The following is a 14,716-nucleotide window of genomic DNA, read 5'->3' as shown; positions in this document are numbered from 1 at the left end:
TTCCCTCAAATTAACTTAGTTAAATTGATATGTAATATATCATATTACTGATTATATAACCTCAATTTAGCGAATGTTAATTGTTCAATTAACGGTACCTTTGCCAAAAATTTTAGTTTAGGTTTTGTTACAGAATTACACCAAAGAATTTCGTTATAATATTAAGCTTTCTGTTCCTGTTATTTTAGGAATGTTGGGTCACACCTTTGTACAATTGGCAGATAATATTATGGTCGGTCAATTAGGTACTGCAGAACTGGCTGCGGTATCTTTAGGTAATAGTTTTGTTTTTATTGCTATGTCTTTAGGTATCGGTTTTTCTACAGCAATTACACCTTTGGTTGCCGAGGCCGATGGAGCGGGACTTAAAGAAAATGCTAAAAGCGCTTTAAAGCATGGCCTATTATTATGTACTGTTTTAGGGTTATCATTATTCGCACTCATTTTATTGGCAAAACCTATCATGTATGCCATGAAGCAACCTATTGAGGTAGTTGAATTAGCATTGCCATATTTAGATTTGGTGGCTTTCTCATTGGTACCTTTAATAATTTTTCAAGCATTTAAGCAGTTTTCTGAAGGCTTGTCTCAGACCAAATACCCTATGTATGCAACTATCGTTGCTAACGTTATTAATATTGTTTTAAACTACCTCTTAATTTTTGGTAATTTCGGATTTCCAGAAATGGGTATTGTAGGTGCTGCTATTGGTACTTTGGTGTCAAGAGTTTTTATGGTGCTTTATCTTTGGTTTATTTTAAAAACAAAAGAAAAATTTAAGTACTACGTAACCGGATTTAATTTTTCAAAAATTGAAAAAACGGTGATGAAAAAGATTGTAGAATTAGGTTTTCCTTCTGCTTTACAGATGTTTTTTGAGGTTGGTATTTTTACATCGGCAGTTTGGTTAAGTGGTGTTCTTGGTAAAAACGCTCAAGCCGCAAACCAAATAGCACTTAATTTAAGTAGTATGACCTTTATGTTCGGTATGGGTCTTGGTGTTACAGCAATGATAAGGGTAGGTAATCAAAAGGGATTATCAAACTTTAAAGAATTACGACGAATTGCACAGTCTATATTTCTATTAACTTTCTTACTCGAAATTGTATTTGCAGCGCTTTTCTTGATTGGTAGACATTGGTTTCCTTCGTTATATTTAGATATTGAAGACATGACCAATTTCACCGATAATACCGAAGTATTGGTTATTGCTGCAGAACTATTATTGGTAGCGGCTTTCTTTCAAATATCTGACGGAGTGCAAGTAGTTGTTTTAGGTGCCTTACGTGGGTTGCAAGACGTAAAAATACCTACTGTAATAACATTTATTTCGTATTGGCTAATCGGTTTCCCTGTGAGCTATTATTTATGCCTTTATACAGATTTAAAGAGCACCGGAATTTGGATCGGCTTATTGACCGGACTAACGGCATCGGCTATTATGTTGTATCTTCGATTTAATTATTTAACTAAAAAATTAATTGCTGCATAACGGTCTGCTTATGATCATTGTCAACAATTATATTTCAACTTATAGATTACAATTTTTATGGAATTTCCAAAATTTTTATTAGGTGATAATACAGATTATCCGACAGCAATATTTGTAGTACATACCGAGTTTCCAAGGTTTATTATCAACCTTGAAGATGATGAGGTAGAGTGGCTTGAAGAATTCTCAAAGGAAGATGAAAAAGAATTGGAAGAAGAAGCCGAAAACTTAATTAAAGATGCAACTGCATTTTACGATCGAGAAGTGTCTAGATACGAAGATTAACGATTATGCTTGAAGCGCTTTTACAGTTAGATAAAGACTTTTTTTTATACCTAAACGGATTAGGTACGCCCCAATGGGATACTTTTTTTCAGTTCATTACCAATAAACTGAGTGCTATACCTCTCTATATATTCTTGCTGATTGTTTCGTTTCAGAAATATGGAGCTAAGAAAACAATGGTGCTCTTAGTTTCTATTGCGCTTTTAATAACGGTTACAGATCAGCTAGGTAATTTTTTTAAGTATGGTGTGGCTCGATTGCGACCTTGCCATGACCCAGAAGTTGAACCTTATATGCGTTTAGTCAAAAGTTACTGCGGTGGTAAATTTGGTTATTTTTCTGCCCATGCGTCAAATTCATTTGCAATAGCAGTATTTTTTGGTATTATTTTAAAATCTAGCATTAAATATTTAGGCGTGTTTTTAGTACTGTGGGCAGCCTTGGTAGCATTTAGCCGAGTATATATCGGAGTACATTTTCCACTTGATATTATTACTGGTGCTGTAATTGGCTCGCTATTCGGCTGGTTGTTTGTAAAGTTATTTATATTTGCACTTCGCAAATTCTCCCTATGATATCTAATCTAAGGTACTGGTTTTTAATTCTTTTAATTTTCTTGGTATACGTTGCAGGTATGTTTGTAACGTTGTTCGAAAATGATTCTGCACAGTTTTCTGTGATGGCCATGAGAATGGTGCAAGAGAATGATTTTTTTAGCCTCTTTAAAGGTCCTGAAGAGTATTTGGATAAGCCGCACATGCATTACTGGCTAGCAGCCTTATCTTATAAAATATTCGGTATTCATGATTGGTCTTACCGTATTCCTGGCATATTATCCACTTTATTAGCAGCCTATAGTTGTTATGGCTTAGGTAGTCTACTTTATAATAAACATGTTGGTAAACTTGCGGCCTTAGTTTTTATGACTGCACAGACTATTGTTTTAGGTGCTATAGACGTTCGTACAGATGCCGTTTTAACTGGCTTCAGTATTTTAGCAATTTGGCAACTGGCAAAATATATTGAGAAGGGTAGTGTGTCGGCTATTACAATTGGTGCTTTTGCAGCAGGTATCGCTTTCTCCACCAAAGGGCAAATCGCTCTGTTAGTAATAGGATTGCCTATACTTTGTCATCTATTTTATACAGGTAAATGGAAAGCGTTTTTAAGCTGGAAGGTGCTTTTGGCGTTAGTAGTATTTGCAGTGACTATAACACCCATGTTATATGCTTACTATTTGCAATTTGATCTGCATCCAGAAAAAGTGATACGTGGTAAAGATCATCGTAGTGGAATATTTTTCATTTTTTGGGAACAAAGCTTTGAACGTTTAAGTGGTGAAGGTATTGGTAAGAATAGTAGCGATTACTTTTTCTTCTTTCATACATTCTTATGGGTTTTTCTTCCTTGGACGATATTAGGAATCGCGGCATTTTATACTAAAATACAGGCATTTATAAAACATAAATTTAAGAACGTTCAAGATTCTGAATTTTTAACTGTTGGCGGAATCACTTTAATTTTTATTATTATCAGTTTTGCGCAATTTAAATTGCCACATTATTTAAATATTACTATTCCTCTTTTTGCAGTTATAACCGCTGCTTATATCTATAATCTCTATGCTAACAGCAAGTTGCAAACAGTAAAGAGATTAATGTTCGGGCAGTATTTTGTTTTAAGTATTGTATTTATTGCATCTGCTTTAATTTGTTTTTATGTTTTTAAACTACATAGCGTTTTGGCTTATATATGTTTGGTAGTAGCGGCATTAATGGTAGTTTATTATGCTTTAAAGCGAGAAAACGTATACGTAAAATTGATAACGATTTCGGTTTGTGCATCTTTACTTTTAAATGCAGTTTTGAACTTACATTTTTATCCTAATTTATTGGACTACCAAGGTGGGTCTTCAATGTCTAAAGTCATTGCAGAAAAAAATATTCCTGTAGATCGAGTTTATAAAGTAGGTAAAGACTACACGTGGTCTTTAGACTTTTATAATCAGTTTCCTGTTCAAATTACGACCACAGAAGGTTTGAAAACTAAAAAAGATGTTTGGGTATATGTCAATGATGATGAAATGGTTATGCTAGAGGAAAAAGGTTTTGATTGGGATTCTCAGCTCTCTGTTGATCAATTTAGAATAACACGTTTGCAAGGCAAATTCTTAAATCCGAATACACGTAAGAAAGTAACTCGTAAAATGCACTTATTGCATATTTATTAAACCCTATTCGTTGGCTGATTGGTTTGAAGTATGTGCCAATTCTAATTTAATCTTCTTAAAGTGATACCATACGCCAATAAATGAAACCATAGCTGTTATTAAGAAGAACAGCACACTAACGCCAACAGAGATATTTTGATCTAGCCCCAATAATTTGGCGCCATAGTAGAAGGTTACTTCGCGGCTTCCTATGCCACCTAATGTTAACGGTACCACTGCTACAATAGATGAAATCAAGAAAATGATGAGATATGAAATTTGATTCATTTCAATATTTAAGGCAAGTAGAATAAACCAAATACAAATTAATTGTGCCAATTGTACGAGAGCAGATAACGCTGTTGTTTTCCAGAATATGGGCAGTACATAATTAAAAAACTTCTTGTTCAATAACCAAAATACAATAACTGATATTGGTATTGCAGAAACGAAAATCCAACGATAGCCATTTAAAATATCAGCATTATGAAAAGCCAATAATGCGCAGGCGTATATGAATAGTAATAATAGTCCGCCAAGACGATCTAGGACTAGCACACTCACCATTCTTTTGGTTTTGACATCAAAAGTTTTCTTTAGAATATAGCCTTTGTATGCATCGCCGCCAATACCACCAGGTAAGAACAGGTTATAGAACATACCCAACAGGTACAGCTTAAAATTGCTTGCATTTGTAAGCATGATGTTAAGCCTATGAAAATATAGATTTAGGCGTATTGCCCCAATGAACTTAGAAAGTATAAAGAAAATGGCTGCTAAGACTAAGTAAAGCGGATTACTCTTAATCAGTATGTCTTTTATCTCACTTACGTTTATTTTAGTAAAAATGAAATAAATTAAAACGGCACTGATCAGTACTTTTAATCCGGTGGTTACTTTCTTATTTAACTTCGCCACCTACACTTACTTTTTTAATGCGGTACGGTCTCTTGTTCTGAGATTCATAATAAGTACGTATTAATAACTCCATTACTATACCTATGGTGAATAATTGAATACCTGCAAAAATAAACATCATACCTACCGTTAACAAAGGTCTTGTGCCAATATCTTCACCAAAACCGAACTTAACAATCATTAGGTAAATGTTGATAAAAATACCTACAAGAATCATTAAAGAGCCTGAAATACCGAATAGGTGAATTGGGCGTTGAAAGTATTTGCGAATAAAAAGTAATAACATCATATCTGCAACTACTTTAAAAACGCGCTCTAGTCCGTATTTAGAAACCCCTGCATGACGTGCATGGTGTTTTACCGGTACTTGCTTTATTTGACCGCCTTCAAGAAATGCCAGTAGGGTAATAAACCTATGCATTTCACCATATAGATTTAAGTCTTTGGCAATATCTTTAGTAAAAACTTTTAAGGCACAACCATTGTCTTTTATATCTAATTTGGTAACTCGGCGTACCAGAAAATTAGCAATTTTAGAGGGTATTTTTTTAACAAGAGAATCTTTTCGTTTTTGACGAATACCCGTTACTACATCATATTCTCCACTAACGGCATAGGTCAGCATTTGAGGAATATCAGACGGGTCGTTTTGCAAATCGCCATCCATCGTAATAATATATTCTCCTTCGGCATAGTCAAGACCTGCAGCCAGGGCTAAACTCTGTCCGTAATTTTTCTTCAATTCAATTAAATGAACCTTCTCATCTTTAAGACCTTTTACTACTTTTTTTGTGTTGTCGGTCGAGAAATCATCTATATAAATAATTTGATAATTGTAGCCAACCAAGCTTTCGTGGATTTTCTGTGTAAGAAGAGCCGCATTGTCTTGTTCGTTATATAAAGGAACAACTACCGAAAGTAGGGAAGTGGTAACAGGTTGCATTGGGTTGTTTTTTGAATAGGTGCAAAGTTATGTTTTTTATCCTTAAGATAATGTACATGAATGTGAGTAACATTCTAAACGGTTTAGTGCTGTTTTATAGCCTTCAAGAGCTTTTCTGCAGCCAAAAAAGGGGAGATTTTGCCGCTAATAACTTCTTTTTTTAATTGCGGTAGCATTTCTTTGGTCTTCGGATGATGGTAGAATTCAGTTAATAGTTCTTGTTCTAGATATTGAATCAACCAATTTTCATTTTGTTGTTGTCTATTAGCATTAAAATATCCGGATGCCTTCATGTCTTCGCAATAGGTATCTATTAACTGCCAAATTTCGTCTAGACCCCTGTTTTCAATTGCAGAACAAGTCAGCACTTCTGGAGTCCAACCATTTTCTTTGGGCGGAAACATATGTAATGCTCGGGTAAATTCCATCCTCGCAAAATCGGTTCGTTTTATATTATCACCGTCTGCTTTGGTAATAACAATAGCATCTGCCATTTCAATAATACCTCTTTTTATACCTTGTAGCTCATCACCCGCACCAGCTAATTTTAATAATAGAAAGAAGTCTACCATATCGTGAACAGCTGTTTCGCTTTGTCCAACGCCAATAGTTTCTATGAGAATACAATTAAAACCTGCAGCTTCTAAAATGACAATGCTTTCTCTTGTTTTACGGGTTACACCACCTAATGAAGAACCCGAAGCTGAAGGTCTTATATATGCATTAGGGTTTTTAACCAACTCTTCCATACGAGTTTTGTCACCTAATATGCTACCTTTTGTTCTGCTGCTAGAAGGGTCTACGGTAAGCACAGCCACTTTTTTACCTAAACCGGTAAGTATGCCACCAAATTGTTCTATAAATGTGCTTTTTCCGGCACCTGGTACTCCGGTTATTCCAATTCTTATAGAATCATGTTTTTTTGAAATACAACCGGCAATTATTTCATTAGCGATTATGCGGTGCTCTGGCTTGGTACTTTCTACTATGGTGATAGCCTTACTTACTATGGCAACATTATTGGCATAAATACCTTCAAGAAATTCTGATGTGGTAAGATTGGCTAAATTCATTGTAACTACTTATATAATTGTAAGTGGTATAAAGGTACTATTTGTTAATAGGAACCATAATTTTGGTAGCGTCCCACTCTAGACTTAAAAAATCTTGAGATTTTTGATTCTCGTTTATATGTTCAAAATTGATAGATAAATATTCTACTGGCTCTACTAATTTTTTTACGGGCACTTCTACTGTCAGGTAATCAAACTTATCTTCATGAGTAGTTTGGTTGCCATCAACACGGGTAACACCCCAATCGGGTATTTTTGAATTGAAAATCACCTTCCAACTATCTCGATTTGGTATGGTCCATAAAGAATACTTGCCAGCTGGCAGTGTCTTATCAATAATTTGTATAGGTTGGGTTGTTGTAAAAGTTGTGGGTTCATTTGCTCCTGTACGCCAAATTTTGCCAAACGGTACTAATTCTCCGAAAACAACCCATCCTTTTTTTGACGGACTTGAGTAATCTACTTCTAGCTTACTACCTTCTAAATCTAAGAGCGTTGTTTTAGCGGGACTAAATTTTTTGGCTTCGCTGTGTATGTAAGGTATCACTACCAAATAGCCAAGAGCTACCAATACTATTATACCTATAATTATTTTTTTTAATAGCTTCATTTAAGAAAAAAATATACCCAAACTATGGTTAGCTAGGAGTAACAATATCAAATTTAAAGATAGATATGTTATTATAGATATCGCCAGGTCTTAAGAGGCTTTTAGGAAAATCTGGTTGATTTGGTGCATCTGGGTAGTTCTGTGCTTCAAAACAAATTCCTGGAAAATCTGGCGGAGTATATACTACCAAAGCTGGTTGGTTGGTATACACCTTCATATTAATGCCAGAAGTCTTTGATTGTATTTCTGCAACTTTCTCATTACCAATATCCTTAACAAATATAGAGTCTAACCTTTGTACACCTATTTTTCGAGGTAAAAGAAAATCGTATTCCGTTTTGCGAACAGGTATAATATCGCCTGTTGGCAATAAGTTTTCTTTGGTTTCTAATTTGTAAGGGCAGTTTAATTGTAATTCATAATCATCTATGTACGGGTTATCATCTAGTTTAAAATAAGAATGATTGGTAAGGTTTATAACCGTACTTCTATCCGTAATTCCCTCATAAATAATTTGTAATGCGTTATCCATTAATTTATAGGTAACGCTGACAGATAAATTTCCGGGGTAACCTTCCTCTAAATGTTTACTTATATAGCTCAATTTTACGAAAGGTTTATCGCTTTGATCTACTTCATCTATCGTCCAGTATTTTTGATGAAAACCTTCTTTGCCGCCATGTAGGTGAACTCCATCTTCTTGAAACACATCGTAACGAGCTCTATCGATTACAAATCCGCCATTAGAAATTCTTCCTGCATATCGACCTACACTGGCTCCTAAAACATTATCATCTAAACGATATCTACTCGGGTGGTTGTAACCAACAACCACATTATTGTACTCGCCATCTGCACCTTTTACAAGTAACTTTTGAATGGTAGCGCCATAATCAAGCACCATGAGTGTTAAATAGGCATTGGAAATTGTAACTTGTTTCAAAGGAAATATTTAATAGTGTGGTGTAAAAATAAAAATTTTTGCAACATTCTATTTTTTATATCGTCCTTATTATAGCAACAAACCAAAACCAATCTAATTAATTCATGTTTCAAAGCAGTATTGTAGAGAAATGTAAGGCAAATGACCGTGCGGCACAAATGAAGCTGTACAGGAAGTATTGTGACGGCATGTACATTGTAGCAATGCGTTTTGTAAAAAATGGAGATGATGCAGAAGATGTTTTACAGGAGTCGTTTATTAAGGCTTTTCAAAAAATACATCAGTTTAGTGGCGATGTAACTTTTGGAGCATGGTTAAAACGCATAGTTGTGAATAAGAGTATCGATTTTCTCAAATCAAAAAAAGATAAAGAGGTTTCGCTAGAGGAAGGTTATATGCAGGTTGTTGCAGAAGATGATAATTGGAATGTACCAGCAGCAATTAGTATTGAACAGGTTAAATGTGCAATTGATGAATTACAAGATAAATACAAATACGTAGTGCTTATGTTTTTGGTCGAAGGTTATGACCATCAAGAAATAGCAGAGGTATTAGAAATTACAGAATCTGCCTGCAGAACAAGATTATCGCGCGGTAAAGGTCATTTAAAAGAACTATTAAAAGGAAAAAAATATGGAACAGGATCTTAGGGAAATGTTCAAAAAGGATAGAGAAGAGCAAAAGCATACTATTAAGCATGGTCATGAAGAGCGCTTTTTAAAGAAGTTAGAAGAATCCACACCCGTGCAAAAGAAAACTGATAAAGATTGGTTGAAAATAGCGGCTTCTGTTGCAATAATCATAAGTATCGGTTTGGGTTTCTTGTATTTCAATAAAAATGCAGATAACACGACAACTGTGGTTGATAATGCTAGTACAGAGGAACAAAAATCTGAATTCACATTCGGAGATCTTTCGCCAGATTTAAAAAAGGTAGAAAGCTATTATGTAGCCAATATTAATATGGAGCTGGCAAAACTAGAGGTGTCGCCAGATACTAAAGAGTTAATCGACAGTTTTATGGAACAGCTCAATAATTTAAATATTGAATACAAGACGTTAAACATAGAGTTAAAAGAATTAGGACCTAATGACCAAACCATTACGGCACTGATAGAGAATTTACAATTACGATTACAATTATTACAGAAATTAAAAAGAAAGTTAAACGAATTAAAATTATCAAAAAATGAACAGATCATTGACAACAGTATCTAAGCAACTCATCATTGCATTGGGACTATTAACTTCTACGTCGATTTTGGCGCAAGAAGAAAGTAAAACATTTCAAGAGCGATTTATTGTGGCAGAAGATGCCGTGGTAAATATCAATACCAGCTATGCCGATATTGAATTTGAAACTTGGGATAAGGATGAGGTGGCTATTACAGCCACCATTACCCTAGAAGGAGCCACAAAAGAGGAAGCTGAGAACTATTTTAAGAATAGCCCTATTGAAATATTAGGTAATAGTAAAGAGATTAAAATATCTTCAAAATCTAAGAACAATGACTTCTTTACAAGTTTTGATTCTGAAAACATCTTTAATCATGGTGGCATGCGAATAGAGGTTCCAGAGATTGCATCGTTTGTAGTAAGTGTACCTCAGATAGCTCCTTTTCCAGAAATGCCGCCACTACCATTAACCGAAGCCTATACATTTGATTATGAAGAGTATCAAAAAGATGGAGATAAGTACATGAAAAAATGGCAAAAGAATTTTGAGAAGAGTTTTGATAAAAAACATCAAAAACGATTACAAGAATGGGCTGAAAGTGTGAAAAAATCTTTAGACAATGAAAAGCGCGAAAAGTATAAGGAGAGACGTGAAAAATTAATGGAAGAAAGAGAGAAGGTAATGGAACAACGTCATGAAGATTTACAACAAAGATTAGAAGAGTTAGAAGAGAAGCGTGCTCATGCAGAGAACGAAAGAGAAGAACTTCGAACTTTTATAAGTTCTTCTAGTAGTAATGCAGCAGATGTACCTAATGTATTTTACTTTTCAAATGAAGGGGAGCAAAAGAATTTTAAAATTAAAAAGACCATAAAAATTAGCTTACCAAAGTCAACCAGAATTAAAATGGATGTACGCCACGGTGAGGTTAAATTAGCTGAGAATACCAAAAACTTGAATGCGAAGCTTTCGCATTCAAGCCTTTGGGCAGTTACTATAGATGGCGAAGAAACTACTGTTTCTGCCTCATATTCTCCGGTTACTGTTCAGAAATGGAACTACGGTCAGTTGAGTACATCATATTCAGAAGAAATATCATTGTCAGAGGTCGTTCAATTACAATTACAGGCAACCTCGTCTGAGGTTACTATCAATAAGTTATTCAAAAATGCCTTTGTAAAGAATGATTTTGGGGCAGTGCACATTCTTGAAATGGGTAATGACTTTGAAGAATTAGATATAAGCGTAAGAAATGGAGAGTTAACGGTAATAATGCCAAAGGTGGCTACCAATGTTTATGTAAAAGGCAATTCATCGACATTGAAATTACCAACAGGTTTACAGATCGTAGAAACTAAAAACGGAACAACCACTATTCATAAAGGGCATCACTTAAAAAATAATAGTAATCGATCTATTATAATCACATCAGATTATAGTGAAGTTGTGCTACAATAGTTATTTTACCAATTGTAAGGTTCCAAACACATTGGCATCTATCCATCCCTTGTTTTTATTCTCACCTGCTACAAATACAGAACCTATTAAGTTCTCGCGCTCTTCGCTACTATCATTATCTGCATAAGCTAGAGCAAAACCAATTTTCTTATTCGCGGTAAGCACAACCGGCTTTATGTTCGGGTCATCATTATATATACCAGGGTATACTTTTACAAACATTTCCCAATATGTCGTATTACCTTCTGTTTGATGTTTAGATGTAATATGATCGTTGTATAATGTCGGTTTTTCATCAACACCTAAGTCAACTACATTACCATCTAAAGCTACATGATAGGTAAAAGCATTATGGTTGAATCGGTGCTGTCCGCCAGAATTATCTTCATCTACATAAACAATCACACAATCATCGTTCCACCAAAGTTTTAAGGGGTCTTCGGTTTTATCTAGAATAGTATTGTCAACTATTTCTAGAAGAAGGTACAGTCCGTCTTCGTTCCAAGCAATTTTATATCTACCATTATAATCATCATGATCAAAAGGACCACCGATCCAATTTTGATCAATAGGTTTCCAATCCAATAAATTCCAATAGTTTTCTATAGCTCTGCCATCTAGGGTAGGGGCATCTTTAATATACGAAACTGGGGTAGCTTGAGAATTTTTCTTGTTCTTAACTTCTGCACATGAAAATACGCCTAAAAGAAGTAAAAGGTAAATAGTCCATTTCATAATACTGGTTTGGAATCTATGGTTCAAAAATACTATTTTCTTAAGTTATGTAAGATAAATAGTACTTATTTAAGTGGCGACAAGATATAATAAAATAAAAAGAACCTACTTATTCTTAGGTTAACTGAAGTGCTTTGTTATTATTGTACAGTCTGTTGCACAAAAAAAGCATCCCGAACGGAATGCTTTTTTATGAAAATTTTTGGGAGATCTTTTAATGGGCACTCTTCTTCAGATAATCTCCAAAGTTCTCTTTAAATCTATTTAATCTCGGTATAGAAACGTTTCTAATATATGAGTTGTTAGGATTATTCTTTTCATAATCTTGATGATATGACTCTGCCTTGTAAAATATAGTATAAGGTACGACTTCTGTGGTAATTGGATCATTATCATACACTTTTTTATCTGTAAGTGCCTGAATATAGCTTTCAATGATATTCTTTTGCTCATCGTTCTTATAAAAAGCGATGGAACGATATTGCCTGCCACGATCCGGACCTTGTCTATTTAATTGAGTTGGGTCATGAGAACCAAAGAATACTTGAACCAATTGGGTGAATGAAATTTCATTTGGGTCGTAATATACTTCTACTGCCTCGGCGTGATCAGTTTTACCGTAACCTACTTCTTCGTATGTTGGGTTCTTTTGTTCACCGCCTGCATAACCAGAGACCACTTCTTTAACTCCTTTTACACTCTCAAAAATAGCCTCTACACACCAAAAACATCCGCTGGCAAAATAAGCGGTTTCGTATTTACTTAATTGTTGCGGACTCAATTTTACTTCTTCCTCAATATCTTCATGATCCGTTTCTGCCATTTCTGTGTTTTCAGAAATGGTATTTTTCTTGACTTTAGATTGGCAACTGGTCGCAATCAAGGTCGCGCAGGCCAATAAAGTGATTTGTAATAATTTCATAACAATTTTCTTTTAGCAATTTGTAGGTAATTTACAAAGACCTTACGAGGAAAAGGGTTAAAAAATGTTAAGGACATTAATGGATGCTATATTTTTGAGAAATGAATACACTAGCTCTAGCCCTTAAATCTTACTCGACAGAATCTATCTGTATATTAGATTCCACTATTCCTTCAGAGGCATATGTGCCTTTAGACCTCTCTAAACACAATGATGATTTGATTGATTTAGATATTACCAATCATGTCGTTTGTCAAACTTATATCGATAGTGTGCTAAAAACTAAACAAGGTGTTATCGCCTACGGCGGATATTTAGAACAAAGAAACTTGTATAATGATAAGGAAGGTTTTACCTCTAGCAATAAACCTGTTCGAAATATTCATTTAGGAATTGATTTTTGGTGTGATGCCGGTACCAAAGTAATTGTGCCGTTAGACGGAAAGGTTCATAGCTTTAAAAACAATACCACTATTGGTGATTATGGACCAACCATTATACTTAAACATGTTTTAAATGATATTACCTTTTATACCTTATATGGTCACCTAGCCGTAGATTCTTTATCGGGCTTATATATAGGGAAGGATTTTAAAGCAGGAGATGTTCTCGCCACCCTTGGTACACCCGATATTAATGTAAACTATGCCCCACACCTTCATTTTCAAATTATACAGGACTTAAAAGGTAACGAAGGCGATTACCCAGGTGTATGTGCTGAAGGGCAGCTATCCTTTTATAAAGAGAACTGTCCTGATCCGAATCTTCTATTTAAGTTAGGTGTATTTAGTGAAGAGTAAAAAGTATTAAGTATTAAGTTGGAAATATTGAAATTAGAATATAGAGAATAGACTTTTAAGGGTGCCATGGTTGAGTATAAATTTTGCAAGGCTAAATTTATACTCAACCAACAACCAACAACCAACAACCAACAACCAACAACCAACAACCAACAACCAACAACCAACAACCAACAACCAACAACCAACAACCAACAACCAACAACCAACAACCAACAGCCAACAACCAATAACCATCAACCAACCTCTATTTTCTCTATTCTATCCTCTCTTTTCTTTTTTTATAATTCAGTTTCTCGGTTAACGACATCAATTATCGGTAAGGTGTTTTTAGAGGTGTTGTCGTTTATCGATGCGATTTTGCACTTCATCTGAAGTTGTGTCAAGTAACGAGAATTAGGGGTTTTTCAGCGATTCATCACCTAGTAATACAAGGCTTGCGGCGTTCTATTATTGTAACAAACGCAAGTCATGAAAACAATAATAGCAACAATCTTCATCATCTTTTTAAGCTTCACTGCTCAAGCACAGAACTCTACTGAAGAAGTAAAGGTTGAAACTATTGAGATGAGCATCGTTACTGAAACTACATATGATGTAGAAGCTAATACTACTTTAGAAGTGGCTAGATTATACAAATTCAAAAACTCAAGAATAAAAAGAGATTTAAACTTCTTAACGAAAGCGAACAAGCCTAAAATGGCTTAGTTTTTTAGTATTTAGTATTTAGTAAAGAGTATTAAGTAATAGGTACGGAGTACAAAGTACTAAGTAGATGGTGTATATCGGTTTTTAGAAAATAGAAGTTAGAAAAGAGACTTCGTAATAAATTTTAAGAGAGAATTTAGCGAATCTAAATTGATTTTGTGTTTAACAACGGACAACGGACAACGGACAACCAAAATCTAATTTCTCAATTCTATTCTCTCAATTCTCTTTTATAGACCACCTTCCTGTAGTCCCTCCATATATCAATAATAAATTTTTGTAAGAAAAAACGTATTAAATCGATGAAATGCACAAATACGGGGTCTAGTGGAAGATTTTTTTGTAGGAAAACGGACTACAAAAAGAAGTAATACATCGAAAAGCAATCTTTTCATCGTAAAAACCGTACCTCTTGTCGAATTCGAAATACGTTTACTTACAAG

17 protein-coding genes are annotated in these 14,716 nt (G+C 34.5%); 10 read left to right on the top strand and 7 right to left on the bottom strand.

The window, feature by feature from the left end:
• Positions 1 to 124: 124 nt before the first annotated feature.
• The 4 genes from ACJJVT_RS10530 to ACJJVT_RS10515 are packed head-to-tail and all read left to right on the top strand — an operon-like array spanning position 125 to position 4,007.
• Positions 125 to 1,492, top strand: a complete 1,368-nt coding sequence (locus ACJJVT_RS10530; protein WP_405398513.1) for an MATE family efflux transporter — start codon at positions 125 to 127, stop codon at positions 1,490 to 1,492.
• Positions 1,493 to 1,549: 57 nt separating this feature from the next.
• Complete coding sequence (locus ACJJVT_RS10525; protein ID WP_073243390.1) at positions 1,550 to 1,777, top strand: hypothetical protein; 228 nt, start codon at positions 1,550 to 1,552, stop codon at positions 1,775 to 1,777.
• A 5-nt stretch (positions 1,778 to 1,782) separates the two neighbouring features.
• Positions 1,783 to 2,352: a phosphatase PAP2 family protein gene (locus tag ACJJVT_RS10520; protein WP_405398511.1), complete on the top strand. Its 570-nt coding sequence runs from the start codon at positions 1,783 to 1,785 to the stop codon at positions 2,350 to 2,352.
• Entirely contained in the window at positions 2,349 to 4,007 is a 1,659-nt protein-coding gene (locus ACJJVT_RS10515) for an ArnT family glycosyltransferase (protein WP_405398509.1), read from the top strand. Before ACJJVT_RS10520 ends, ACJJVT_RS10515 begins: the two co-directional genes overlap by 4 nt.
• Positions 4,008 to 4,010: 3 nt before the next feature.
• Here the strand turns inward: ACJJVT_RS10515 and ACJJVT_RS10510 are convergent, their stop codons facing one another.
• From ACJJVT_RS10510 to ACJJVT_RS10490, 5 genes are all read right to left on the bottom strand, one after another.
• Entirely contained in the window at positions 4,011 to 4,904 is an 894-nt protein-coding gene (locus ACJJVT_RS10510) for a lysylphosphatidylglycerol synthase transmembrane domain-containing protein (RefSeq protein WP_405398508.1), read from the bottom strand.
• A complete protein-coding gene (locus tag ACJJVT_RS10505) occupies positions 4,888 to 5,847 on the bottom strand; it encodes a glycosyltransferase family 2 protein (protein WP_405398506.1) in 960 nt (319 codons plus the stop codon). The genes ACJJVT_RS10510 and ACJJVT_RS10505 overlap by 17 nt, the downstream gene beginning before the upstream one ends.
• Before the next feature lie 83 nt (positions 5,848 to 5,930).
• Positions 5,931 to 6,920 (bottom strand): methylmalonyl Co-A mutase-associated GTPase MeaB, encoded by a 990-nt coding sequence (meaB, locus tag ACJJVT_RS10500; RefSeq protein WP_405398505.1) that lies wholly within the window; start codon positions 6,918 to 6,920, stop codon positions 5,931 to 5,933.
• Positions 6,921 to 6,957: 37 nt separating this feature from the next.
• Positions 6,958 to 7,530, bottom strand: coding sequence for a DUF2911 domain-containing protein (locus ACJJVT_RS10495; protein WP_405398503.1), 573 nt, complete (start codon positions 7,528 to 7,530; stop codon positions 6,958 to 6,960).
• 28 nt (positions 7,531 to 7,558) lie between these two features.
• A complete protein-coding gene (locus ACJJVT_RS10490; protein WP_405398502.1) occupies positions 7,559 to 8,473 on the bottom strand; it encodes an aldose epimerase family protein in 915 nt (304 codons plus the stop codon).
• 104 nt (positions 8,474 to 8,577) lie between these two features.
• Between ACJJVT_RS10490 and ACJJVT_RS10485 the strand changes: the two genes are divergently transcribed.
• The 3 genes from ACJJVT_RS10485 to ACJJVT_RS10475 are packed head-to-tail and all read left to right on the top strand — an operon-like array spanning position 8,578 to position 11,108.
• Positions 8,578 to 9,123 (top strand): RNA polymerase sigma factor, encoded by a 546-nt coding sequence (locus ACJJVT_RS10485; RefSeq protein WP_405398500.1) that lies wholly within the window; start codon positions 8,578 to 8,580, stop codon positions 9,121 to 9,123.
• Positions 9,107 to 9,691: a hypothetical protein gene (locus tag ACJJVT_RS10480; protein ID WP_405398499.1), complete on the top strand. Its 585-nt coding sequence runs from the start codon at positions 9,107 to 9,109 to the stop codon at positions 9,689 to 9,691. Before ACJJVT_RS10485 ends, ACJJVT_RS10480 begins: the two co-directional genes overlap by 17 nt.
• Entirely contained in the window at positions 9,663 to 11,108 is a 1,446-nt protein-coding gene (locus ACJJVT_RS10475; RefSeq protein ID WP_405398497.1) for a hypothetical protein, read from the top strand. The genes ACJJVT_RS10480 and ACJJVT_RS10475 overlap by 29 nt, the downstream gene beginning before the upstream one ends.
• Here ACJJVT_RS10475 and ACJJVT_RS10470 read toward each other — a convergent pair whose 3' ends face one another.
• Together ACJJVT_RS10470 and msrA are read right to left on the bottom strand one after the other, a co-directional pair.
• Entirely contained in the window at positions 11,109 to 11,843 is a 735-nt protein-coding gene (locus ACJJVT_RS10470; protein WP_405398496.1) for a sugar-binding protein, read from the bottom strand.
• Between the two features lie 214 nt (positions 11,844 to 12,057).
• Complete coding sequence (gene msrA / locus ACJJVT_RS10465; protein ID WP_133686908.1) at positions 12,058 to 12,765, bottom strand: peptide-methionine (S)-S-oxide reductase MsrA; 708 nt, start codon at positions 12,763 to 12,765, stop codon at positions 12,058 to 12,060.
• Between the two features lie 101 nt (positions 12,766 to 12,866).
• Between msrA and ACJJVT_RS10460 the strand changes: the two genes are divergently transcribed.
• From ACJJVT_RS10460 to ACJJVT_RS10450, 3 genes are all read left to right on the top strand, one after another.
• The gene (locus tag ACJJVT_RS10460) at positions 12,867 to 13,565 is read left to right on the top strand and encodes a peptidoglycan DD-metalloendopeptidase family protein (protein WP_405398495.1); all 699 of its coding nucleotides are present in this window, start codon (positions 12,867 to 12,869) and stop codon (positions 13,563 to 13,565) included.
• 66 nt (positions 13,566 to 13,631) lie between these two features.
• Positions 13,632 to 13,940, top strand: a complete 309-nt coding sequence (locus tag ACJJVT_RS10455) for a hypothetical protein (RefSeq protein ID WP_405398494.1) — start codon at positions 13,632 to 13,634, stop codon at positions 13,938 to 13,940.
• A 96-nt stretch (positions 13,941 to 14,036) separates the two neighbouring features.
• Complete coding sequence (locus ACJJVT_RS10450; protein ID WP_405398492.1) at positions 14,037 to 14,273, top strand: hypothetical protein; 237 nt, start codon at positions 14,037 to 14,039, stop codon at positions 14,271 to 14,273.
• The last annotated feature ends 443 nt before the right edge of the window (positions 14,274 to 14,716 follow it).

It is taken from the genome of Maribacter sp. Asnod2-G09, from assembly GCF_045063795.1.
Taxonomy (GTDB): Bacteria; Bacteroidota; Bacteroidia; order Flavobacteriales; family Flavobacteriaceae; genus Maribacter.
This window is presented reverse-complemented; position numbering and strand designations above follow the sequence as displayed.